Here is a 21,212-nt window from a genome sequence, read left to right as displayed (position 1 = left end):
AATCCGGTTACGCCCCTCCTGCGTAAATGCAACAGTGGCCACAAAAGACCAGCAAAGGGACAAGTGAATGCCGTTTGAATATGTAGCGGGCGCCTCGCGGCGCATCGCCGTAATTGGTGCGGGAGTTTCGGGCCTTGGTGCGGCTCATCTGCTGGCGCGCGATCATCGCGTGGTTCTTTACGAGGCCGAGGGGCGATTGGGCGGCCATGCCCGCACCGTGATCGCCGGCAAGCGGGGAGATCAGCCCGTCGATACAGGGTTCATCGTGTTCAATTATGCCAACTATCCCCACCTGACGCGGCTCTTCGATGAGCTTGGCGTGCCGGTGGCGAAATCGGACATGAGCTTTGGCGCCTCGCTCGACGGGGGCAGGTTCGAATACGGCTTGCGCAACCTCAGGGCCGTTTTTGCCCAGCCCGCCAACATCGCCAACCGCAAGTTCTTGCGGATGCTGCGCGACGTGGTCACCTTTAACGGGCGGGCGCTGGAGGTGGCGAACGACCCGACGATGACGATCGGCGAATTCCTCGACGCGCTCGGCACCGGCGACTGGTTCCGCGACCGCTATCTGTTGCCCCTGTCGGGTGCCATCTGGTCGACGCCGAGTCGCGGCATCCTGGAATTTCCCGCGCAGGCGATGATTCGCTTCTTCGAAAACCACGCGCTGCTCAGCCATTCCGGACAGCACCAGTGGTACACGGTCGAGGGCGGCTCGGTCGAATATGTCCGCCGGCTGGAGATCGCGCTGGCCCGGCAGGGGGTCGAGACCCGGCTGAAGGCGCCGGTTCAGGCCGTGCGCCGGGCCGCCACGGGCGTCGATCTGCGCGCAGCGGGAGGCGATTGGGAAAGCTTCGACGAGGTGGTCTTTGCCTGCCACTCCGACCAGGCGCTGACGATGCTGGCCGGCAGCGACGCAACCGAGGAGGTCGCCGCGCTGTCCGATATCCGTTATCAACCGAACGAGGCCGTGCTGCATGCCGACACGGCGCTGATGCCCAAACGCCGCGCCGCCTGGGCGAGCTGGGTCTACACCGAAGAGACCGGCAAGGCGTCCGACCGGATCGACCTGACCTACTGGATGAACTCTCTGCAACCGATCCCCGCGGACGATCCGCTTTTCGTCACGCTCAACAGCCAGCGGCCGATCCGCGAAGAGCTGATCCACGACACGGTCACCTTCGACCATCCGGTCTACGACCTCGCCGCCATGGCGGCGCAGGGCACGCTGCGCGCCATGAACGGGGGCGACCGGCTGTGGTTCTGCGGCGCCTGGATGAAGAACGGGTTCCACGAAGACGGGCTGGCCAGCGCCGTGGACGTGGCCGAGGCCATGACCCGGCGCGCACGCGGCGCGGTGGCGGCGTGAGCGGCACGGTCGAACATATCCGCGCGTCCACCTTTCACGGGCGCCATGGCAAGGTGGACCACCGGTTTCGCTACTCTCTCGACTACGTGCTGTTCGATGCCGAGGCACCGGCGCCGGCGCGCCCGCGCCTGTTTTCGCGCAACCGCCGCAACCTCATGACGGTGCGCGACCGCGACCATGGCGGGCCGCGGGGGCAGGGGCGCGGCGCGGACTGGGTGCGCGAGGTGCTGGCCGCCCACGGTGTGGGCACCGCCGATGGGCCGGTGCGCCTGCTGACCATCCCGCGGATGCTCGGCGGCTGGTTCAACCCGGTCAGTTTCTGGCTGTGCGAGGGCGCCGACGGCACCCTGCGTGCGGTGGTCGCCGAGGTGAATAATACAGTGGGCGAGCGGCACAGCTATCTCTGCGCTCACCCGGACGGGCGGGCCATCGTGCCGACCGACACGCTGGAGGCGCAAAAGGTCTTTCAAGTCTCGCCGTTTCAGCAGATCGGTGGCGGCTACCGCTTCCGCTTCGACATCCGCGCCGACAAGCTGGGCATCTGGATCGATTTTCGCAATGGCGACGAGGGTCTTTACGCGACGCTGACCGGCGACCGCGCGCCGCTGACCGACCGGGCGATCCTGCGCTCGGTCTGGCGCCGGCCGGTGGGCAGCTACCGGGTGCTGTCGCTGATCCACTGGCACGCGCTTGTCCTTTTCATCAAGGGCGCACGCTTTCGCCGCTTTCCCAAGCCGCCGGCCGACGAGGTCAGCTGATGGCCAGGGCGGCGCCCTTGCCCGGCTACGCGGTGTTCGCCGCGCTCCTGGCCTCGGCCGGGCTGCCGATCTATATCCACGCGCCCAAGTTCTACGTCGACGAATACGGCGTCAGCCTCGTCGCGCTGGGCGCGGTCCTGTTCGGGCTGCGCCTCTTTGACGTGGTGCAGGACCCCGCGCTCGGCTGGCTGTCCGAGCGGCTGCACCGTGTGCGCGGGCTGGCGGTGGTTGGCGCGCTGGTGTTGCTGGCAGGCTCGATGCTGGCGCTTTTCGCCGTGGCGCCGCCGGTGGCACCCCTGCTCTGGTTCGGCCTGACGCTGACCGGGCTGTTCAGCTCGTTCAGCTTTCTGACCATCACGTTCTACGCCCAGGGCGTGGCGCGGGCCGGGCGGATGGGCGAAAAAGGGCATGTCCGGCTGGCTGCCTGGCGCGAGACCGGCGCGTTATTGGGCGTCAGCCTCGCCGCGGTGGCGCCGACCGCTCTGGTGGCGGCCGCGGCGCATCCATTTGCGGCCTTCGCCCTCGGGTTCTGTGCTCTTGCCGTTCTGGCGGGCGCGATGATGCGGCGCGAATGGTCCTTGCCCGCCGCATCGGAACCCTCGGGCGCCCGCGAGGTGCTGGCCGACCCGGTGGCCCGGCGGCTGTTGCTGGTGGCCCTGGCCAACGCCACCCCGGTGGCCGTCACCTCGACGCTGTTCCTGTTCTTCGTCGAAAGCCGGCTGGCCGCGCCGGGCTGGGAGGGCCCGCTCTTGCTTCTGTTTTTCCTCGCCGCTGCGGCGTCGGCGCCGCTCTGGGGCCGCGCGGCCCAGCGTTTCGGGGAAAAGCCGGCGCTCTTGGCCGGGATGGTGCTGTCGATCGTGGCGTTCGGGTTCGCCGCCATGCTTGGGCCGGGCGACCTGGTTCCCTTTGCCGCGATCTGCCTCGCCTCGGGCGCTGCGCTGGGCGCGGACATGACGCTGTTGCCCGCAATTTTCGCCGCCCGCATGGCGCAGATCGCGCCCAATGCGGGGCAGGCCTTCGGCCTGTGGTCTTTTGTCTCGAAATTCACGCTGGCCTTCGCCGCGGTCACGCTGCTGCCGCTGCTCGACCTGGCGGGGTTTTCCGCCGGGGCCGATAACCCCCAGACCGCACTGACCATGCTGAGCGTTCTCTACGCGCTGGTGCCCTGCGCACTGAAACTGATTGCGATCGCGCTTTTCGCCGCGACGCCGCTGACCAAGGAGGTGTACGCATGACGCCGATTCTCGCCTTTTCTCTCGGGGCGCTCACCATATTGGTGCTGGCCATGATCCGGCCGCGATACATGGGGTTTTTGGCCCAGAAACCAGAGGATTATGCCGGTTCGGGCCCACAGTTCGACCTGCGCAAGCACCTGAACGGCCCGATCCTGTGCGAGGGGGTGGTCTACGGGCCGATGGGCCGCGTGACCTCGCGGTTCGTCGCCGACATGGAGGCACACTGGGAAGGTAACACCGGCACCATGACCGAGGAGTTCCGCTATGACAGCGGCGCAACGCAGAGCCGGTCCTGGACCTTTACGCTGGGCAATGACGGGCATATCCGCGCCGAGGCGCCCGACGTGATCGGAACCGCTGAGGGCGTCCAAAAGGGTTCTGGTGTGCAGCTGCAATATCGTATCAAGCTGCCGAAGGATTCGGGCGGTCATGTGCTCGAAACCACCGACTGGATGTATTTGATGGAGAACGGCGCGATCATCAATCGCAGCCAGTTTCGCAAGTTCGGCATCCCCGTGGCGGAACTGGTGGCGACGATGCGCCCGAAGGAGGCTATGTGAGGGACTTCACCAATAAACGCTACTGGGTCGTCGGCGCGAGCGAGGGGCTGGGCCGGGCTGTCGCCGAAAAGCTGAACCGCATGGGTGCCGAGGTGATCCTGAGCGCGCGCAGCGACGATCGGCTTGCAGATCTGGCCAAGGTCCTGCCGGGCCGCTCGCAGGTCGTGCCGGTCGATGTCTCCGACAGTGCCTCGGTGAAGAAGGCGGCCGAAGAGGTGGGCGATATCGACGGGGTGCTCTACCTCGCCGGGGCCTACTGGCCGCAAAGCGCGCAGGAATGGAACGCCGAGCAGGTCGAGGCGATGATCGACGTCAACCTGACCGGCGCGGTGCGGGTGATGGGGGCGGTGATGCCCAAGTTCCTTGAAAAGGGCGCAGGCCATATCGTGTTGACCGGCAGCCTTGCCGCCTTTCGCGGTCTGCCCGGCGCCATCGGCTATTGCGCGTCGAAGGCCGGCGTCATGGCGCTGGCCGAAAGCATGTATGCCGACCTGCGCGGCACCGGCATCGACGTGCAGGTGATCAACCCCGGTTTCGTAAAGACGCGCCTGACCGACAAGAACGATTTCAAGATGCCCTTCATCATGGAGCCCGAAAAGGCGGCGCACGAGTTCATCGAACACATGGAAACCGACAGTTTCCACCGCAGCTTTCCCGAGTTGTTCTCGTGGGTGTTCCGGCTGGGCCGCTTTCTGCCCGACTGGGCTTATTATCCGATTTTCGCCCCCAGGCGCTGAGACAGCCCCTTGTGCATCCCGCGGGGCCGCGCGAAACTGTGGCCCCGTTCGGAGGAGAGATAATGGAAGAGCTGTTGGAAATCAGCCCGCGCAAGGTGGTGCAGGTCATCTTTCAGGCCCGTGAAAAGTCGATGGCCGAAGCCGAGCTGCGCGCCTTCATCGCCGCCATGAACGATGACGAAAAGGCCAGCCTCGTCGCGCTGACATGGATCGGGCGCGAGACCTTCGATGCCGACGACCTGGAAGAGGCGATCGCCACCGCCAAGGCCGAGGCCACCGCGCCGACCGAGGATTACCTCGTCGGAATGCCGCTTTTTGCCGATTTCCTCGAGGCCGGGCTTGAGGCCATCGGGATATCGCCCAGCGAGGTGGAAGAGGATTTCTTCGACCGCTAGGCGCCCGTCATGCAGCGCCCACGAAAAAGGCCGCCCCACGGGGCGGCCTTTTCGGCATACGCTGCGCGGCGCCCTCAGCCCTGGCGGGCCTTGAAGCGGCGCTGCGTCTTGTTGATCACGTAGACCCGGCCCTTGCGGCGCACGACACGGCAGTCGCGATGACGCTGCTTGAGCGAGCGGAGCGAGTTTCTGACCTTCATGGTCCTCTCCTCATTTCGCGGCGCGTCCCTGCGCCTTTCGGTTTCGATGTCCGCGCCGCATGCGGCGCGGGGTGTCATGGTGGGCGGTACTGGGATCGAACCAGTGACCCCTACGATGTCAACGTAGTGCTCTACCGCTGAGCTAACCGCCCGAACGAGTTGAACCCACCTGCCCAAACGTAAAAGGACGCGGCGGGCCCGCGTCGGTTCGCAGGTCTATAAAAGGAGTCGGAAAATGGTTCAAGAGCTTTTGGCAAGCCCCGAAATGCGGCTATAACGCGTTTCCAGAAGGAGTGCCGATGCAGACGGATCCCTACGCCCTGTTCCTGCCAGCCGCGCGCACGACGAGCGTGGTGTTTTCCTCGCCCCATAGCGGGCGGGACTATCCGTGGGCCTTTCTCCGGCAGACCGTGCTGGACGAGCGCGCCGTGCGCTCTTCAGAAGACGCCTTCGTCGATCAGCTGTTCGCCGACGCGCCGCAGATGGGCGCGCCGCTGCTGGCTGCGCGGATGCCGCGCGCCTATGTCGACCTCAACCGCGCGGCCGAGGAACTGGACCCGGCGGTGATCGAGGGGGTCAGCGCGGTGGGCCACAACCCAAGGGTCAGCTCTGGCCTGGGCGTGATTCCGCGCGTGGTGGCGAACGGGCGGGTGATCTATCGCGGCAAGCTGCCGCGCGCCGAGGCCGAGGCGCGGCTCGACGGCTATTGGCGGCCTTACCATGCCTGCCTGCAACGGCTGCTGGACGAGGCCAATGCGGCGTTTGGCGAGGCGATCCTGATCGATTGCCACTCGATGCCCCACGAGGCCATCGAATCGGTTTCGGGCGGCGGCAAGGCCACGCCGCACGTGGTGCTGGGCGACCGCTTCGGCGCCTCTGCCGAGCCCGACGTGGTCGACCGGATCGAGGTGGCGTTTCGCAATGCCGGACTCAGGGTGGGGCGCAACACGCCCTTTGCCGGCGCCCATATCACCCAGCGCTACGGTCGCCCGTCGCGCGGGCAGCACGCCATCCAGGTCGAGATCGACCGCGCGCTTTACATGGACGAGGCCGAGATCCGGCCGAGCCGCGACTACCGCGCCTTCAAATCGGTCCTGAGCTCGGTCATCGCCGAGATCGCCGAGATCGGCCGGGGCCTGGAGATGCCGCTGGCCGCGGAATAGCGCCGGCGCGCCCGTGGGACGGACGGGAATCGGGTATTTTTGCCAAGAAGAAGCAGGGCGTTCAGCGCAGCGACCGCCCCTTGAGAATTGCCTGTGCGCCGAAACGTGCGCGGATCGCGTCGCTGGCGCGTTCCGCCTTGAGCCGCCGCGCCTCGTTCGGGTCGAGCAGGTCGCCCGAGAGATCGGCGCGCTCGGCCGGGCCGATGTCCGACAACCCCACGCCGATCAGCCGGAACGGGCCCGCCTCGCCCGACTGGTCGAAGAGCGCGCGGGCGGCCCGGTAGAGGCGGTCGGCCATCTGGGTGGGCTCGGGAAGGGACTGGCGCCGGGTGACGAGGCGGTGATCGGCGCGCTTGAGCTTGAGCGTGACCACGCGGCCGGCGCGGCCCTTGGCCTTGGCGCGATCCGCCACCTTTTCGGCCAGCCGCCAGATATGGCCGTCGAGCAGATCGGCATCGGCGGTGTCTTCGGCGAAGGTGGTTTCGTTGGAGATGCTCTTGACCGGCGCGTTGGGCGAGACGCGCCGGGCATCGCGCCCGCGTGCGAGGTGCCAAAGCCGCGTGCCCATGCTGCCGAACCGCGCGGCGAGGTCGGCCTCGTCCCAGCGGCGCAGGTCGGCGAAGGTATGGATGCCGGCGCGGTCGAGCGCGGCCTGGCCCGCGGCACCGACGCCCCAGATCAGCCGCACCGGACGGTTGGCGAGGAACTCCTCGGTCTCGGCCCGGCCGATCACTGAAAAGCCGCGGGGCTTGTCGAGATCGGAGGCGATCTTGGCGAGGAACTTGTTGTGCGACAGCCCGATCGAGCCCGAAAGGCCCAGCTCGTCCTCCATCCGTTTCACCAGCTGCGCGAGCATCAGCGCGGGCGGCGCGCCGTGCAGCCGCTGGGTGCCGGTGAGATCGAGGAACGCCTCGTCCAGAGACAGCGGCTCGACCGCCGGGGTGAGCCGTTGCATCATCACGCGGATCTCGGCCGAGGCGGCGGCATAGGCCGCGCCGCGCGGCTTGATCACCACCGCCTCGGGGCAGAGCGCCAGCGCCTTGAACATCGGCATGGCCGAGCGCACCCCCTTGACGCGCGCGATGTAGCACGCGGTGGAGACCACGCCGCGCCGGCCGCCGCCGATGATGACCGGCTTGTCGGCAAGGGCGGGGTCGTCGCGCTTTTCCACCGAGGCGTAGAACGCGTCGCAATCCATATGCGCGATGGAGAGGGTCAGCAGTTCGGGGTGGGCGACGATGCGCGGCCGGCCGCAGTCCGGGCAGCGGGGGCCGGCGTCGAACAGGGTGAGGCAATCTCGGCATAGGGCGGGCATTGGGCCGGTCCTGTCTGGCGGCAGGGGCGCACAGGGCAGGATGCCGCGGTGGCGGGGGGGCGTGCAAGGTCTTCCGTCGCGTCCCGGCGCGGGGCATAGTGCGCGCATCGGGGCATGGGATTTGAGACAATGGATTTGGAAACCCTCATCGCGGAGTTCGTGGGCGGCAACCTGGTGGTGCTGCTCTTGGCGGGGCTGGTCATCCTCAGCATCGTGCTGGGGGTGCGGATCGTGCCGCAATCGGAAAAGCATGTGGTCGAACGATTTGGCCGGTTGCGCGCGGTCCTGGGGCCGGGGATCAACGTGATCGTGCCCTTCCTCGACCGGGTCGCGCACCGGATCTCGATCCTTGAGCGGCAATTGCCGACGGCCAGCCAGGACGCGATCACCGCCGACAACGTGCTGGTGCAGGTCGAGACCAGCGTCTTTTACCGCATCATCGAGCCGGAAAAGACGGTCTACCGCATACGTGACGTGGATGCCGCCATAGCCACCACCGTGGCCGGCATCGTGCGCGCCGAGATCGGCAAGATGGAACTCGACGAGGTTCAGTCCAACCGCTCGCAGCTGATCTCGACGATCAAGGCGAGCGTCGAGGACGCGGTTGACAATTGGGGGATCGAGGTCACGCGGGCCGAGATCCTGGATGTGAACCTCGACCAGCAGACCCGCGACGCGATGCTGCAACAGCTCAACGCCGAGCGCGCACGCCGCGCGGCGGTGACCGAGGCCGAAGGCCACAAGCGCGCGGTCGAGCTGAACGCCGATGCCGAGCTTTACGCCGCCGAGCAATCGGCCAAGGCGCGGCGCATCACGGCCGAGGCCGAGGCCTATGCGACCCAGATCGTCGCCCAGGCGATTGCCGAGCACGGCATCGAGGCCGCGCAATACCAGGTGGCGCTGAAACAGGTCGAGGCGCTGACGGCGGTGGGCCAGGGCGAGGGCAAGCAGACCATCGTGCTGCCGGCCCATGCGATGGACGCCTTTGCCGACGCCTTCAAGATGCTGAAGGGGCGGGTTTGATGCTGTCGCTCTGGTGGGTGTGGCTGGCCGCGGCGGTGGTGCTGGGCATTCTGGAGATTCTGGCGCCGTCCTACATCTTTGTCGGCTTTGCCATCGGGGCGGCTGTCACCGGCGGGCTGATGTGGCTGGGGATGACGCTGGCGCTGCCTTGGACGCTGCTGGTTTTTGCGTTGGTCTCGCTTGCGGCGTGGCTGACGCTGCGCCAGCTCCTGGGGATACGCAAGGGCCAGGTCAAGGTCTGGGACCGCGACATCAACGAGGACTGAGCGGGCCTCAGGCCCGGTTCGGCCGCTGCGCCTGGGGCGAGGCGAGTTCCGCCGCGATGGCGCGGGCTGCCGCGCGCGGATCGGCGGCCTGCCAGACCGGGCGGCCGACGACCACGTGATCGGCGCCGTTTGCAATGGCCTCGGCAGGGGTCGCCACGCGTTTCTGATCGCCTAGTTCGGCGCCGGCGGGGCGCACGCCGGGGGTGACGATCAGTTTGCCCTCGGCCTGGGGCAGGGCGCGGATCCTCGCGGCCTCCTGGGGGCTGGCGATCACGCCGTCGGCCCCGGCCTCCAGCGCCCGCGCGGCGCGTTCGGCGACGATTTCGGGGATGTCGCCGGGCCGGATCAGGCTGGCGTCGAGGTCGGACCGGTCGAGCGATGTCAGGATGGTGACGGCCAGGATCTTCATGTCCGACCCGCCTGCGCCCTCGCGCGCCGCGCGCACGACGTGCGGGTCTCCATGGACGGTGAGGAAATCGAGATCGAACCGGGCGAGGCCCCGCACAGCCGCCTCGACCGTTGCGCCGATATCGAAAAGCTTCATGTCGAGAAAGATGCGCTTGCCATGGGCATCCTTCAGCTCTTGCGCCAGCGCGAGGCCGCCGCCGGTCAACATCCCCAGGCCGATCTTGTAGAACGAGACGGCATCGCCGATCTCGGCGGCAAGGGCCAGCCCGGTATGGGCGTCGGCGACATCGAGGGCGACGATCAGTCGGTCATCGGCAGGCATGGCGCGGGCTCCGGCACGGGGGATCGGCCGTTCCTAGCGCCGCGGCCCTTGCCCGTCCAGCCCCGGCGGGGCTCAGGCGGCCTGGATCAGTCCTGCATCTGTCAGAAATTCCAGCTGCTTCCTGCCGGTGCGGTAGCCGGGCATCCGCAGCATCTGGCGGCTGGCCTCGGCGATCAGCGCGTCCGACAGTGCCGCGTCGCTGGCGCCTTCGGGCAGCGGCACGGCGCAGTCGAAATGTACCCAGTCGCGCCCGGCCTCCGCCAGGTGGCGAAAGGCGACGTGGCCGGTCAACACGCCGTCCTGCGCATTGGCGTTGATGCCCTCGACTTCGATCGACACGACTTGCATGGCGGAATCCTTCCTTTCTGCTCGACCCCGCTCTTGTCCGGGGCGCCTGTCAGGCAGGTCAACATGCGCAGCATGTCGGGCAATCGTGGCGCCGAGATGGCGGTTCGCGGCCGTTTTCTGGTCCGCGCCCGCGGTCTTGAAACGGCTGGCAGCGCTCTCCAAATCAAGAGCGAGGCCCGAGAGGGACGCGCCGCCGGGCGGGCGTTCCACAAAGCGGGCGCTTTGAACAAGGAGAGACCGATGAACCTGGAGAAGTTCACGGAACGGTCGCGTGGTTTCCTGCAAGCCGCCCAGACCATCGCAACCCGCGAAAACCACCAGCGGCTGGCGCCCGAGCATCTGCTCAAGGCGCTGATGGACGACGAGGAGGGGCTGGCCTCCAACCTGATCCGCCGGGCCGGCGGCGCACCCGAGCGCGTGGTCGAGGCGGTGGATGCAAGCCTCGAAAAGATGCCCAAGGTCACCGGCGATGCTGGACAGATCTATCTCGACCAGGCCACGGGCCGCGTGCTGGACGAGGCCGAGAAGATCGCCAAGAAGGCCGGCGACAGCTTTGTCCCCGTCGAGCGCGTGCTGATGGCGCTGGCCATGGTGCGTTCCAAGGCCAAGGAGGCGCTGGATGCGGGTGCGGTGAGCGCCCAGAACCTGAACGCCGCGATCAACGACTTGCGCAAGGGCCGCACCGCCGACACGGCCAGCGCCGAGGAAGGGTACGACGCGCTGAAGAAATACGCGCGTGATCTGACCGAGGCCGCCGAGGACGGCAAGATCGACCCGATCATCGGCCGTGACGAGGAAATTCGCCGCGCCATGCAGGTTCTGTCGCGTCGCACCAAGAACAACCCGGTGCTGATCGGTGAACCGGGCGTCGGCAAGACCGCGATTGCGGAGGGTTTGGCCCTGCGCATCGTCAACGGCGACGTGCCCGAGAGCCTGAAGAACAAGAAGCTGATGGCGCTGGATATGGGCGCGCTGATCGCCGGCGCGAAATACCGTGGCGAGTTCGAGGAACGTCTCAAGGCGATCCTCAGCGAGATCACCGCGGCGGCGGGCGAGATCATCCTCTTCATCGACGAGATGCACACGCTGGTGGGCGCCGGCAAATCAGAGGGTGCAATGGATGCGGCCAACCTGATCAAGCCGGCGCTGGCCCGCGGCGAGCTGCACTGCATCGGCGCGACCACGCTGGACGAATACCGCAAGCATGTGGAAAAGGACGCGGCCCTTGCCCGCCGGTTCCAGCCGCTGATGGTGGAGGAGCCCACGGTCGAGGATACCGTGTCGATCCTGCGCGGCATCAAGGAGAAGTACGAGCTGCACCACGGCGTGCGTATCTCCGACGCCGCACTCGTGGCCGCCGCCACGCTGTCGCACCGCTACATCACCGACCGGTTCCTGCCCGACAAGGCGATCGACCTCGTCGACGAGGCGGCCAGCCGGCTGCGGATGGAGGTGGACAGCAAGCCCGAGGAACTGGACGCGCTGGACCGCGAGATCCTGCAAAAGCAGATCGAGGCCGAGGCGCTGAAGAAAGAGGACGACGCGGCCTCGAAGAACCGGCTGGAAAAGCTGGAAAAGGAACTGTCGGAGTTGCAGCAGCAATCGGCCGAGATGACCGCCAAGTGGCAGGCCGAGCGCGACAAGCTGGACAGCGCGCGCGAGCTGAAGGAACAGCTCGACCGGGCGCGGGCCGAGCTTGACCATGCCAAGCGCGAGGGCAACCTGGCCAAGGCGGGCGAACTGTCCTACGGCGTGATCCCGCAGCTTGAAAAGCAACTGGCCGAGGCCGAGGCACAGGATGACGACGTGATGGTCGAAGAGGCCGTGCGCCCCGAACAGATCGCGCAGGTCGTCGAGCGTTGGACGGGCATTCCCACATCGAAGATGCTGGAAGGCGAGCGCGAAAAGCTGCTGCGCATGGAAGAGGAACTGGGCAAGCGCGTGATCGGCCAGAAAGCGGCGGTGACCGCCGTCGCCAACGCCGTGCGGCGCGCCCGCGCGGGGCTCAACGACGAGAACCGGCCGCTGGGCTCGTTCCTGTTCCTGGGCCCCACCGGCGTCGGCAAGACCGAGCTGACCAAGGCCGTGGCCGAGTACCTCTTTGACGACGACCAGGCGATGGTCCGGATCGACATGTCCGAGTTCATGGAAAAGCACTCGGTCTCCCGTCTGATCGGCGCGCCTCCGGGCTATGTCGGCTATGACGAGGGCGGCGTGCTGACCGAGGCCGTGCGCCGGCGCCCCTATCAGGTGGTGCTGTTCGACGAGGTCGAAAAGGCGCATCCGGAGGTCTTCAACGTGCTGCTCCAGGTGCTCGACGACGGCGTGCTGACCGACGGGCAGGGCCGCACGGTCGATTTCAAGCAGACGCTGATCGTGCTGACCTCGAACCTCGGCAGCCAGGCGCTGAGCCAGTTGCCCGAGGATGCCGATGCAGCCGCGGCCAAGCGCGACGTGATGGACGCGGTGCGCGCCCATTTTCGGCCCGAGTTTCTGAACCGTCTGGACGAGATGGTGGTGTTCGACCGGCTGACGCGGACGGACATGACCGGCATCGTCGAGATCCAGCTGCGCCGCCTGCAAAAGCGGTTGGCCGCGCGCAACATCACGCTGGACCTGGACGCGGGCGCCGAGAAATGGCTGGCCGATGCCGGGTACGACCCGGTCTATGGCGCAAGGCCCTTGAAGCGCGTGATCCAGAAAAGCCTTCAGGACCGGCTGGCCGAGATGATTCTTGGCGGCGAGGTGCATGACGGCGACACGGTGCCGGTGCATGCGGGGGCCGACGGGCTGATCGTGGGCGACCGCGTCGGCGGGTCGGACCGGCCCTCGCCTGAGGACGCCGTGCTGCACTGATGCCCGGACCAACCGAGTGGGAAAGGCCCTGCCGCACGGCGGGGCCTTTTCATTTCCGGTTGGCGGGCGGTGGCCGCGCGCGCCCGGCGAATCCTTTGGGCGAACCTGCGATTCGCGGTTATCTTTGGCTTTAGCTGAAGTCGGCAGGCAGTCAGCGAAATCGGTGTGTGCCAGTCCCTCATCGCCAAGTCGAGGAAGCCGCACATCATGACCAGGACCAGACCCACCGCCCGCCGCAACCGCCCGACCCGCACCAGCACCCCGGCCACGGCCTTTCGACAAGAGCCGCCGGGCTTTGGCCGCGCGGGCTTCGGCTTTCTTGACGATGACGAAATTGCCTGGATGAAGGCCCGTGTCGAGGACGTGCTGGCCGATTACGGGGTCGCGATCCTGCACCCCGAGGCGCAGAAACGGCTGCGCGCGGCCGGTGCCCGGCCCGGCCGCGACGCCAACCGCCTGCGCCTGCCGCGCGGGCTGATCCGCGAGGCGATGGAGGCCACGCCCAAGGCCGCGCGGCTGGCGGGAAAGCTGCCGCAGCTCGACATCGAGCTGCCGCGCCCCGACCGCGGCTTCGTCATGCGCACGGGCACCGGGGCGCACGGCTATGTGGACCCGCGCGACGCCAGTTACCGCAACATGGACCTCGCGGCCGTGTCCGACATCGCCGCGGTGGCCAGCACGCTGGACGAGGTCGGGTTCATCGCCCATCCCTTTGTCCACGGCGTGCCGGAAAAGACCGCCGACATCCACAGCTTTGCCCGGCTCATCGCGCGCACCCCCAAACATGTCTGGATGCAGCCCTACCAGTGGGAAAACGTCGATTACCTGATGAAGATCGCGGCCATCGCCGCCGGCGGCGAGGACGCGCTGCGCGAAACCCCGATCACCAGTTGCATCACCTGTTCGTTCACGCCGCTGGAGTTCAAGTTCATGGACAGCCAGTGCATCATCGCGGCGGGCAGATACGGGGTGCCGCTGCACGCATGTGCGCTGCCGTCCTCGGGCGGGACGGCGCCCTTGTCGGTGGGCAGCATGGCGATCATGGCCGCGGCCGAGATCGTGGGCATGACCGTCATGGCCCATGTCCTGGCCCCCGGAACGCCGGTGATCTCAACGCCGCTGATGTTCACCCTCGACATGCGCACAGGCTCGGCGTTGCAGGCCTGTGTCGAGTCGCTTCAATCGGCGAGCGTCGCGGTGCAGCTGATGAAACGCGGCTGGGGGATGTTGGCGCATACCTATGGCGCCGGCTCGGATACGCCCGACGTCGACCACCAAGCCATGGCCGAGCGCGCGCTGCTGGCCCAGATCGTGGCGCTGAGCGGCGCCGACATCCTGGGCGGGGTGGGCCAACTGGAATGCGCGACCGTCTTCAGCCCGGTTCAGGCGGTCCTTGACAACGAGATCGGGGCGATGATGCGCCGCCTCATCCGCAAGCCGCGGCTGGAGCGCGAGGCGCTGAACTGGGACGAGGTGATGAGGGTGCCGGCCGGTGGCCATTTCCTCGATTCCGCGCATACCATCGCGATGTGCCGCGACCAGTTGGCACCGCGGATCTTCACGCGGCAGGGCCGGGACGACTACGAGGCATCGGGGCGGCGTACCTCATTCGACGCGGCCCGCGAGGCGGCGCTTTCCGCGATTGCCGCTGCCCCCGAAGGCGGCGTTCTAAGCGCAGAGCAAGAGCGCGAGATCGCCGCGCTGATCGCCCATGCCGACGAACATATCGTGGCCGCCTATGCCGGAAAGGTTACTGTGATCTAAGGGGCCGAAGAATGCGACTGGCGGCTACCGCGAGCGGCCATTCGGGCGGCGGCACCGTCGGGCGGACCCGCCAATGGAAAAGGCCCCGCCGGGGGGCGGGGCCTTCGTGTCTCGCGGTACTCAGACCAGCAGGTCGATCGAGGCCGCGTCGCCCGCGATTTGCAGGTCGATGCTTTCGGCAGCCGCGCCATCGACCAGCGCCCAGATCACCTGCCCTGTGGGGGCGTAGGTGATGAACGCCTCGGCCACGCCGGCCTCGCCCGCGTCCGCGGTCTCGGCGAAGGCGAGGACGAAGTCGTCGGCCTCGGCCTCTGCGCCGAAAAAGAGCGTGTCTTCCGAGGTGAAGTCCTGCACCCAGTCGGTGCCGTGGCCTGCCACGCCGAGATGGAAGAACGTGTCGGCGCCCGCGCCGCCGTTCACCCGGTCATAGCCATAGCCGCCGTTCAGGAAATCGGCGCCCTCGTTACCATAAAGCACGTCACCCAGGCCGTTGCCCGCCAGCACGTCGTCGCCGGCCTGCCCGGCCAGGAAATCGGCCCCGGCGCCGCCGGTCAGGGCATCCGAGCCGTCCATGCCGTAGACGGTGTCGTTTCCTGCACCGGCCGAAACGGTGTCGTCCCCGGCGCCGGCAAAGATCACATCGGCGAGATCGTCCTCGGCAGGGCCGCCGACGATGCGGTCGTCGCCGTCGCCGCCATTGAGACGATCGGCGCCCGCGCCACCCAGAACGGTGTCGTCACCAAGCCCCGCGATCACCACGTCATCGCCACCGCGGGCGTCGATGTAGTCTGCATCGGCTCCGGTATCGAAGCTCTCGTCGGTGTCGTCGCCGATCAGGAAGTCGACGTCGTCCGCGCCGTCCGAGGCCAGCAGGTCGGCGGGCAGCAGCACCCCGTCGATGACATGGACGATGCCGTTCGCGGCCTGGATGTCCAGCGCGCGCGGCATCGGGTCGGCGATGTCGGGGTCGAGGTCGGCAAAACTGACCGCATCGCCGTCGACGGTGACGCCGATCTCGGGCCCGGCCAAGGTCGTGATGCCGTCGGCGGCCAAGACCTGGCTCGATTGCAGCGAGCCCGGCGCGACGTGATAGGTCAGCACCGTGGTCAGCAGCGGGATCGGATCGCCCGCGTTCAACAGCGTCAGCCCGTCGACGAGATAGGACCAGGCCCCGGCTTCGTCGCTGCCGCTGTAACCCAGCGCCGATGCGAGGCTGAGGAAGGCGTCGTCATCGGGGGCAAACACCGTCAGGTCGGCGGTCTCGTCGGCCAGCGCATCGACGAGGCCGGCCGCGCTCACCGCGGTCAGCAGCAGGTCGAAATCGGCGCCGTTATCGTCGAACTCGCCACCGCTGGCGGCCACGATACCGGCAATCGTTTCGGCGTCGTTGCCGGGCAGGTCGATGGGCAGCAGAACCCGGTCGATGACATGCACGATGCCGTTGTCGGCCTCGATATCCGTCGCCACCAGCGACGGGTCGAGAAGGTCGGGCTCGGCATCGACGAGCGTCGGCAGGTCGGGCGCGATCGTGGCGCCGTTCAGCGTGTCGAGCGACTCGGCGGCGGACACGGCGGCGCTGTCGAAGATGCCGGGTGAGACGTGATAGGTGACAACGTCGAACAGCGTTTCGGCCGCCACGTTCTCGGTGAGGAACGCCGATACCGCGGTCTCGTCCGCCGCATCGCCGGTGTAGCCCAGATCAGTGGCAAGGGCGCCGAACGCGTCGTTTGTGGGGGCGAAGACCGTCACGCCGGCATCGGCGGCGGACAGCGCGGCGACGAGGTCGCTCTCTTCGATATTTTCGTCGAGGTATTGCAGAACGCCGACAAGGATCGAGAAATCCGGGTTGTCGACGGCGATTTCGGTAATTGTAGCCATCAAAGATACTCCGATTGTCCCTCCGATAAACGGCCCGGCGCGAGGGCCGGGCCGTCATCTGGGCGTCAGTTGGGCAGGATCACCTGGTCGATGACGTGGATCACGCCGTTCGAAGCCTCGATATCGGCGGTCGTCACATTGGCGCCGTCGACGGTAACGCCGCCATCGGTGCCGATGGTCACTTCGCCGCCCTGCACCGTGCCGGCCATCATGCCGTCGGACAGATCGGAGGACATCACCTTGCCCGGCACCACGTGGTAGGTGAGGATGCCCACCAGCTGGTCCTTGTTCTCGGGCAGCAGCAGGCTCTCGACGGTGCCTTCGGGCAGCGCCGCGAAGGCTGCGTCGGTGGGTGCGAAGACCGTGAAGGGACCTTCACCCTTCAACGTCTCGACCAGGCCCGCCGCCTCAACGGCGGCAACCAGCGTGTTGAAGTCGCCGGCACCAGCGGCGGTATCGACGATATCCATCGAGTGGCCGCCCGCGAGCGCGGGGCCCGACAGCATGGCGGCGGCGGTTAGCGAAAGAAACGTTCTGCGGATCATTAGACAATTCCCTTTGTTGGACACAGGCACCCAGTGGCTGGGCTGCCTTCCGTACGCGGGAGTTAGGGCGCAGATCGGGTCTGCATCGTGGGGGATTCCCGCCGATGTCATTTGACGAAAACGCGCCGCGCCCTAAGCCGGGGCACGGCGCGATGTCATCTCAAATTCCGTTCAGAATGTTTGAAGATCCGTGAACGAGATACCGGCTCAGTCGAGCCCCACGGCCTCGCGCGCTATCGTGTCGAGCAGCGCCTCGACCTCTTTCATCGGGCCCTCGGGAAACTGGCGATAGCCGATCGTGGTTTCGTCGGGGCTGTCGGGAAACTGTAGCACGAAGATGTCGTAGGGGCAGAACTTTATGTTCATCGGTTCGGCCTCCATCACCTTGCGCGACAGCTTCGCCGAGCAAAAGCTGAAGATATCGGCCTTGAGGAAGATCGTGACGTCCGAGCCGACATCGGCCTTGGTGCGCTCCAGCATGTCGCCGGTATGGCTGACGCTGTCGATTACCAGGCCTTGGCCCAGCACGGCGTTTTCCAGCCCGAACACCACGTCGTCGAACGTTTGATCGACCGTGTAGGTGACGGTGTCCTCGGCGGACGCGCAGGTGGCGGCAACGGCCATGGCCGCCGCGGCGAGAACTGTTTTCATGGAATCCTCCCAGTTTCCCCGTGCTGCCGGGGGGTTGTCTGATACGATCTGTCCGCGCACTCTAACCTCGGCGACCCCGGCAACCTTGATCGAGGTCAAACTGTCGCACAGGTGCAGGGAGGCATCATGGGCTGGGCGTATTACGCATTGCAGGTGATGGCCGGTGCCTTTGCGCTGTTTCTCGGCTTCATGTTTCTCTTGGTGCTGGTGTTTTATGTCATCGACAGCCGCCAGGCCGGAGACGCGATACGGCGCAACTATCCGGTCATCGGCCGGTTCCGCGGGGTGTTCACCCAGCTTGGCGAGTTCTTCCGGCAATATTTCTTTGCCATGGACCGCGAGGAGATGCCGTTCAACCGCGCCCAGCGCAACTGGGTCTACAATGCCTCCGCGGCCAAGGGGAACACGGTGGCCTTCGGCTCGACCCGCAATCTGAACATCCCCGGCACGCCCATCTTCATGAACGCGGTCTTTCCGCCGCTGGACGATCAATACGCCTCGACCGAGCCGATGGTGATCGGGCCCCATTGCCGCGAGCCCTATCTCGCCCCGTCGATCTTCAACATCTCGGGGATGTCCTACGGCGCGATTTCGAAACCCGCCGTGCGGGCGCTGACGCGCGGCGCGAAACGGGCGGGGATCTGGCTGAACACCGGCGAAGGGGGGCTGTCGCCCTATCACCTGGAGGGCGGTTGCGACATCGTCTTTCAGATCGGCACGGCGAAGTTCGGCGTGCGCGACGTGGCCGGGGGCTTGAGCGACGACAAGCTGCGCGAGGTGTCGGCGCATCCGGAAGTGAAGATGTTCGAGATCAAGCTCAGCCAGGGCGCCAAGCCCGGCAAGGGCGGTATCCTGCCCGCGGCCAAGATCGATCAAGAGGTCGCCCGCATCCGCGGCGTGCCGATGGGGCAGGACGCGATCTCGCCCAACCGGCACAAGGAGGTCGACGATTTCGGCGATCTTTTGGACCTCGTCGCCCATATCCGCGAGGTCACCGGCAAGCCGGTCGGCATCAAGAGCTGCATCGGCTCGGCCGATCCCTGGTTCGAGCTGTTCAAGGAAATCAAGAAGCGGGGCGAGGAAAGCGCGCCGGACTTCATCGCCGTCGACGGCGGCGAGGGCGGCACCGGAGCGGCGCCCATGCCGCTGATCGACCTTGTCGGGCTGCCATTGCGCGAGGCGCTGATCCGCATGGTCGACCTGCGCGACCTTGCCGGCCTGCACGAGCGTATCCGCATCGTCGCCAGCGGCAAGCTGGTGGCGCCGGGCGATGTGGCCTGGGCCATTTGCCTCGGCGCGGATTTCGTCACCTCCGCGCGTGGCTTCATGTTCAGCCTGGGCTGCATCCAGGCGCTGAAATGCAACAAGAACACCTGCCCCACCGGGGTCACGACGCACCAGCCACACCTTCAGCAGGGTCTGGTGGTCGAAGAAAAGGAAAAGCGCGTGGCGGCCTACGCAAAATCGGTGATCCAGGAGATCGAGACCATCGCCCATTCGGTCGGCGTGGCCGAACCGCGCGAGATGCGCCGCAGGCATATGCGGATCGTGAAGGACGACGGCACGTCGGTGCAGATGAACGAGATTTTCCCATCCGTGAACCTGGCCGAGCATGGCCTCGCCAGGGCCCGCGGCCACAAGCAGTTCGAATTGGCGCTGCAGCGGCTGGACGAGGTCTGACCGCGCTGCCACCGGGCCCTTTGTTTCAGGGCGGTGCCGTCGGTGTGAGACGAGTTGTTTTCACAGCGCGATGGCGCGCACCTAAGTTGACCTTGGGACCGATGGGAAAGGAATTCCAATGGCAGGCCGCTGGCGCAACACATTGAACTGGTCGGACGTCACCCCGGAGGCTGCCTATCTCAGCCGCCGTCAGATCATGGCTGGGGCCGGGGCGCTGGCGCTGGGCGGGCTTGCCGGGCAGGCCCGTGCGGCCGAGGGCGGGCTGGAGCCCAACACGTTCGAAGAGATCACCAGCTACTGCAACTTTTACGAATTCGGCACCGGCAAGGAAGACCCCAAGCGCAATGCCGGCGCCCTGACCGTCGATCCGTGGTCGGTGAAGATCGACGGGTTGGTCGACAAGCCCGGCACCTACGACCTGGCCGACATCCTGGAAGGCGTCTCGCTTGAGGAACGCATCTACCGGCTTCGCTGCGTCGAGGCCTGGTCGATGGTGATCCCCTGGGTCGGGTTCGAGCTGGCGGACCTGCTAGATCGTGTCGGCGTGCAGCCGGGCGCGAAATACGTGGCCTTCGAGACGCTCTTCCGCCCCGAGGAGATGCCGGGCCAGCGCGCGCCCATCCTCGACTGGCCCTATGTCGAGGGGCTGCGACTGGACGAGGCGATGCACCCTCTGACGATCATGGCGACCGGGCTTTACGGTCAGGACATGCCCAAGCAGAACGGCGCGCCGATCCGGCTGGTGGTACCGTGGAAATACGGCTTCAAGTCGATCAAGTCGGTGGTGCGGATCAGCCTGACCGAGACCGAGCCGCCGACCACGTGGAACAAGGCCAGTGCGCGCGAATACGGCTTTTACTCGAACGTGAACCCGCAAGTGGACCACCCCCGCTGGAGCCAGGCCACCGAACGGCGCATCGGGGCGGGGCTGTTTTCCAAGCGTCAGCCCACGCTTATGTTCAACGGCTATGACGAGGTTGCCGACCTCTATGCCGGGATGGATCTGAAGAAATTCTTCTGATGGGGCTGGCAGGCACGATCAACGGCGCGCTGCGGCGTGTGCCGGCCTGGCCTGTTTATGTGCTGGGGATGCTGCCGGCGCCCTGGTTTCTGTATCTCGGCCTCACCGGCGGGTTGGGGGTCGAGCCCATCGAGGCGCTCGAACACCGGCTGGGCGTGACGGCCTTGCAGTTTCTCGTCGCGGGGCTGGCCGTCACGCCGCTGAGGCGCCTGACGGGGATCAACCTGATCCGCTATCGCCGGGCGCTGGGGCTGGTCGCCTTCTTTCACCTGTCGCTGCACCTTGCGACGTGGCTCTTTCTCGACCTGCAATCGTGGCAGCTGATCTGGGCCGATATCGTCAAGCGGCCCTATATCACCGTCGGCATGGCCGGGTTCGTGTTGCTGGTGCCGCTGGCGCTGACCTCGAACAGCCTGTCGCTGCGCCGGCTTGGCCCGGTGCGCTGGCGGCGCCTGCATCGGCTGACCTATCCGGCGGTTCTGCTGGGGGCGATTCACTACGTGATGCTGGTGAAGGGCTGGCAGATCGAGCCGCTGGTCTATCTGGCGGCGATTCTGGCCCTTCTGTCGCTTCGGATTCGCCTGCCAAGGCGCAGAGTCGCCGTCTAGGTACCGGTTTTGGGCGGGATTCTGGGGAAGACTCTGTGGAAAATCGCCCTCGGCGCCTTTTCGTCCGCCGCAATGGGGGCGGCGGGCTGGGGCGGCACATGTGGTCTAGTGCT

The 21,212-nt window shown here is 66.8% G+C and carries 21 protein-coding genes and 1 tRNA gene; 14 read left to right on the top strand and 8 right to left on the bottom strand.

The genetic code is table 11. The annotated features are described in order from the left end of the window. The first annotated feature begins 67 nt into the window (after window positions 1-67). From Ga0609869_RS05240 to Ga0609869_RS05215, 6 genes are all read left to right on the top strand, one after another. A complete protein-coding gene (locus Ga0609869_RS05240) occupies window positions 68-1,366 on the top strand; it encodes an NAD(P)/FAD-dependent oxidoreductase (RefSeq protein ID WP_125405983.1) in 1,299 nt (432 codons plus the stop codon). Then, window positions 1,363-2,124, top strand: a complete 762-nt coding sequence (locus tag Ga0609869_RS05235; RefSeq protein WP_125405986.1) for a DUF1365 domain-containing protein — start codon at window positions 1,363-1,365, stop codon at window positions 2,122-2,124. Before Ga0609869_RS05240 ends, Ga0609869_RS05235 begins: the two co-directional genes overlap by 4 nt. Next, window positions 2,124-3,359 (top strand): MFS transporter, encoded by a 1,236-nt coding sequence (locus tag Ga0609869_RS05230; RefSeq protein ID WP_125405989.1) that lies wholly within the window; start codon window positions 2,124-2,126, stop codon window positions 3,357-3,359. Before Ga0609869_RS05235 ends, Ga0609869_RS05230 begins: the two co-directional genes overlap by 1 nt. Next, window positions 3,356-3,919 (top strand): DUF3833 domain-containing protein, encoded by a 564-nt coding sequence (locus Ga0609869_RS05225; RefSeq protein WP_125405993.1) that lies wholly within the window; start codon window positions 3,356-3,358, stop codon window positions 3,917-3,919. Before Ga0609869_RS05230 ends, Ga0609869_RS05225 begins: the two co-directional genes overlap by 4 nt. Beyond that, entirely contained in the window at window positions 3,916-4,656 is a 741-nt protein-coding gene (locus Ga0609869_RS05220; protein WP_125405996.1) for an SDR family NAD(P)-dependent oxidoreductase, read from the top strand. The genes Ga0609869_RS05225 and Ga0609869_RS05220 overlap by 4 nt, the downstream gene beginning before the upstream one ends. A 71-nt stretch (window positions 4,657-4,727) precedes the next feature. After that, a complete protein-coding gene (locus Ga0609869_RS05215; protein WP_125406352.1) occupies window positions 4,728-5,051 on the top strand; it encodes a DUF3775 domain-containing protein in 324 nt (107 codons plus the stop codon). Between the two features lie 74 nt (window positions 5,052-5,125). Here Ga0609869_RS05215 and ykgO read toward each other — a convergent pair whose 3' ends face one another. Then, window positions 5,126-5,251: a type B 50S ribosomal protein L36 gene (gene ykgO / locus Ga0609869_RS05210; RefSeq protein ID WP_010141322.1), complete on the bottom strand. Its 126-nt coding sequence runs from the start codon at window positions 5,249-5,251 to the stop codon at window positions 5,126-5,128. Window positions 5,252-5,328: 77 nt separating this feature from the next. Beyond that, window positions 5,329-5,403, bottom strand: a tRNA-Val gene (locus tag Ga0609869_RS05205). A gap of 147 nt (window positions 5,404-5,550) precedes the next feature. Between Ga0609869_RS05205 and Ga0609869_RS05200 the strand changes: the two genes are divergently transcribed. Beyond that, entirely contained in the window at window positions 5,551-6,414 is an 864-nt protein-coding gene (locus Ga0609869_RS05200) for an N-formylglutamate amidohydrolase (protein WP_125406001.1), read from the top strand. Window positions 6,415-6,475: 61 nt separating this feature from the next. Here Ga0609869_RS05200 and Ga0609869_RS05195 read toward each other — a convergent pair whose 3' ends face one another. Continuing rightward, window positions 6,476-7,729, bottom strand: coding sequence for a DNA polymerase IV (locus tag Ga0609869_RS05195; protein WP_125406004.1), 1,254 nt, complete (start codon window positions 7,727-7,729; stop codon window positions 6,476-6,478). Window positions 7,730-7,858: 129 nt separating this feature from the next. Between Ga0609869_RS05195 and Ga0609869_RS05190 the strand changes: the two genes are divergently transcribed. Further along, window positions 7,859-8,752: an SPFH domain-containing protein gene (locus Ga0609869_RS05190; RefSeq protein ID WP_125406006.1), complete on the top strand. Its 894-nt coding sequence runs from the start codon at window positions 7,859-7,861 to the stop codon at window positions 8,750-8,752. After that, window positions 8,752-9,018: an NfeD family protein gene (locus Ga0609869_RS05185; protein WP_125406010.1), complete on the top strand. Its 267-nt coding sequence runs from the start codon at window positions 8,752-8,754 to the stop codon at window positions 9,016-9,018. The genes Ga0609869_RS05190 and Ga0609869_RS05185 overlap by 1 nt, the downstream gene beginning before the upstream one ends. A 7-nt stretch (window positions 9,019-9,025) precedes the next feature. Here the strand turns inward: Ga0609869_RS05185 and pyrF are convergent, their stop codons facing one another. After that, complete coding sequence (pyrF, locus tag Ga0609869_RS05180) at window positions 9,026-9,748, bottom strand: orotidine-5'-phosphate decarboxylase (RefSeq protein WP_125406013.1); 723 nt, start codon at window positions 9,746-9,748, stop codon at window positions 9,026-9,028. Between the two features lie 72 nt (window positions 9,749-9,820). Then, window positions 9,821-10,096 (bottom strand): hypothetical protein, encoded by a 276-nt coding sequence (locus Ga0609869_RS05175; RefSeq protein ID WP_125406016.1) that lies wholly within the window; start codon window positions 10,094-10,096, stop codon window positions 9,821-9,823. A gap of 240 nt (window positions 10,097-10,336) precedes the next feature. Here Ga0609869_RS05175 and clpB point away from each other — a divergent pair, with 240 nt between their 5' ends. Both clpB and Ga0609869_RS05165 read left to right on the top strand, forming a co-directional pair. After that, window positions 10,337-12,952: an ATP-dependent chaperone ClpB gene (gene clpB / locus Ga0609869_RS05170; protein WP_125406019.1), complete on the top strand. Its 2,616-nt coding sequence runs from the start codon at window positions 10,337-10,339 to the stop codon at window positions 12,950-12,952. A 207-nt stretch (window positions 12,953-13,159) separates the two neighbouring features. Next, window positions 13,160-14,716: a trimethylamine methyltransferase family protein gene (locus tag Ga0609869_RS05165; protein ID WP_125406022.1), complete on the top strand. Its 1,557-nt coding sequence runs from the start codon at window positions 13,160-13,162 to the stop codon at window positions 14,714-14,716. 120 nt (window positions 14,717-14,836) lie between these two features. Here the strand turns inward: Ga0609869_RS05165 and Ga0609869_RS05160 are convergent, their stop codons facing one another. From Ga0609869_RS05160 to Ga0609869_RS05150, 3 genes are all read right to left on the bottom strand, one after another. Further along, a complete protein-coding gene (locus tag Ga0609869_RS05160) occupies window positions 14,837-16,594 on the bottom strand; it encodes a fasciclin domain-containing protein (RefSeq protein WP_125406024.1) in 1,758 nt (585 codons plus the stop codon). A gap of 65 nt (window positions 16,595-16,659) precedes the next feature. Continuing rightward, window positions 16,660-17,139 (bottom strand): fasciclin domain-containing protein, encoded by a 480-nt coding sequence (locus Ga0609869_RS05155; RefSeq protein ID WP_125406027.1) that lies wholly within the window; start codon window positions 17,137-17,139, stop codon window positions 16,660-16,662. Between the two features lie 207 nt (window positions 17,140-17,346). Then, the gene (locus tag Ga0609869_RS05150; protein WP_125406030.1) at window positions 17,347-17,790 is read right to left on the bottom strand and encodes a DUF302 domain-containing protein; all 444 of its coding nucleotides are present in this window, start codon (window positions 17,788-17,790) and stop codon (window positions 17,347-17,349) included. A 126-nt stretch (window positions 17,791-17,916) separates the two neighbouring features. Between Ga0609869_RS05150 and Ga0609869_RS05145 the strand changes: the two genes are divergently transcribed. The 3 genes from Ga0609869_RS05145 (at window position 17,917) to msrQ (ending at window position 21,099) form a co-directional block, all read left to right on the top strand. After that, window positions 17,917-19,470, top strand: coding sequence for an FMN-binding glutamate synthase family protein (locus Ga0609869_RS05145; protein WP_125406033.1), 1,554 nt, complete (start codon window positions 17,917-17,919; stop codon window positions 19,468-19,470). Between the two features lie 118 nt (window positions 19,471-19,588). Then, window positions 19,589-20,491, top strand: a complete 903-nt coding sequence (gene msrP, locus Ga0609869_RS05140; protein ID WP_125406036.1) for a protein-methionine-sulfoxide reductase catalytic subunit MsrP — start codon at window positions 19,589-19,591, stop codon at window positions 20,489-20,491. Next, window positions 20,491-21,099, top strand: coding sequence for a protein-methionine-sulfoxide reductase heme-binding subunit MsrQ (gene msrQ, locus Ga0609869_RS05135; RefSeq protein ID WP_125406039.1), 609 nt, complete (start codon window positions 20,491-20,493; stop codon window positions 21,097-21,099). Before msrP ends, msrQ begins: the two co-directional genes overlap by 1 nt. Window positions 21,100-21,212 lie beyond the last annotated feature (113 nt).

Source organism: Rhodovulum iodosum (assembly GCF_041020385.1).
In the GTDB taxonomy this organism is placed as follows: domain Bacteria; phylum Pseudomonadota; class Alphaproteobacteria; order Rhodobacterales; family Rhodobacteraceae; genus Rhodovulum; species Rhodovulum iodosum.
This window is presented reverse-complemented; position numbering and strand designations above follow the sequence as displayed.

What these genes read in the sequence shown, in the direction of transcription:
- Ga0609869_RS05240 (WP_125405983.1), top strand. Translation starts at nt 68, where the DNA reads ATGCCGTTTGAATATGTAGCGGGCGCCTCGCGGCGCATCGCCGTAATT.
- Ga0609869_RS05230 (WP_125405989.1), top strand. Translation starts at nt 2,124, where the DNA reads ATGGCCAGGGCGGCGCCCTTGCCCGGCTACGCGGTGTTCGCCGCGCTC.
- Ga0609869_RS05225 (WP_125405993.1), top strand. Translation starts at nt 3,356, where the DNA reads ATGACGCCGATTCTCGCCTTTTCTCTCGGGGCGCTCACCATATTGGTG.
- ykgO (WP_010141322.1), bottom strand. Translation starts at nt 5,251, where the DNA reads ATGAAGGTCAGAAACTCGCTCCGCTCGCTCAAGCAGCGTCATCGCGAC.
- Ga0609869_RS05200 (WP_125406001.1), top strand. Translation starts at nt 5,551, where the DNA reads ATGCAGACGGATCCCTACGCCCTGTTCCTGCCAGCCGCGCGCACGACG.
- Ga0609869_RS05195 (WP_125406004.1), bottom strand. Translation starts at nt 7,729, where the DNA reads ATGCCCGCCCTATGCCGAGATTGCCTCACCCTGTTCGACGCCGGCCCC.
- Ga0609869_RS05190 (WP_125406006.1), top strand. Translation starts at nt 7,859, where the DNA reads ATGGATTTGGAAACCCTCATCGCGGAGTTCGTGGGCGGCAACCTGGTG.
- Ga0609869_RS05185 (WP_125406010.1), top strand. Translation starts at nt 8,752, where the DNA reads ATGCTGTCGCTCTGGTGGGTGTGGCTGGCCGCGGCGGTGGTGCTGGGC.
- pyrF (WP_125406013.1), bottom strand. Translation starts at nt 9,748, where the DNA reads ATGCCTGCCGATGACCGACTGATCGTCGCCCTCGATGTCGCCGACGCC.
- Ga0609869_RS05175 (WP_125406016.1), bottom strand. Translation starts at nt 10,096, where the DNA reads ATGCAAGTCGTGTCGATCGAAGTCGAGGGCATCAACGCCAATGCGCAG.
- clpB (WP_125406019.1), top strand. Translation starts at nt 10,337, where the DNA reads ATGAACCTGGAGAAGTTCACGGAACGGTCGCGTGGTTTCCTGCAAGCC.
- Ga0609869_RS05165 (WP_125406022.1), top strand. Translation starts at nt 13,160, where the DNA reads ATGACCAGGACCAGACCCACCGCCCGCCGCAACCGCCCGACCCGCACC.
- Ga0609869_RS05160 (WP_125406024.1), bottom strand. Translation starts at nt 16,594, where the DNA reads ATGGCTACAATTACCGAAATCGCCGTCGACAACCCGGATTTCTCGATC.
- Ga0609869_RS05155 (WP_125406027.1), bottom strand. Translation starts at nt 17,139, where the DNA reads ATGATCCGCAGAACGTTTCTTTCGCTAACCGCCGCCGCCATGCTGTCG.
- Ga0609869_RS05150 (WP_125406030.1), bottom strand. Translation starts at nt 17,790, where the DNA reads ATGAAAACAGTTCTCGCCGCGGCGGCCATGGCCGTTGCCGCCACCTGC.
- Ga0609869_RS05145 (WP_125406033.1), top strand. Translation starts at nt 17,917, where the DNA reads ATGGGCTGGGCGTATTACGCATTGCAGGTGATGGCCGGTGCCTTTGCG.
- msrP (WP_125406036.1), top strand. Translation starts at nt 19,589, where the DNA reads ATGGCAGGCCGCTGGCGCAACACATTGAACTGGTCGGACGTCACCCCG.
- msrQ (WP_125406039.1), top strand. Translation starts at nt 20,491, where the DNA reads ATGGGGCTGGCAGGCACGATCAACGGCGCGCTGCGGCGTGTGCCGGCC.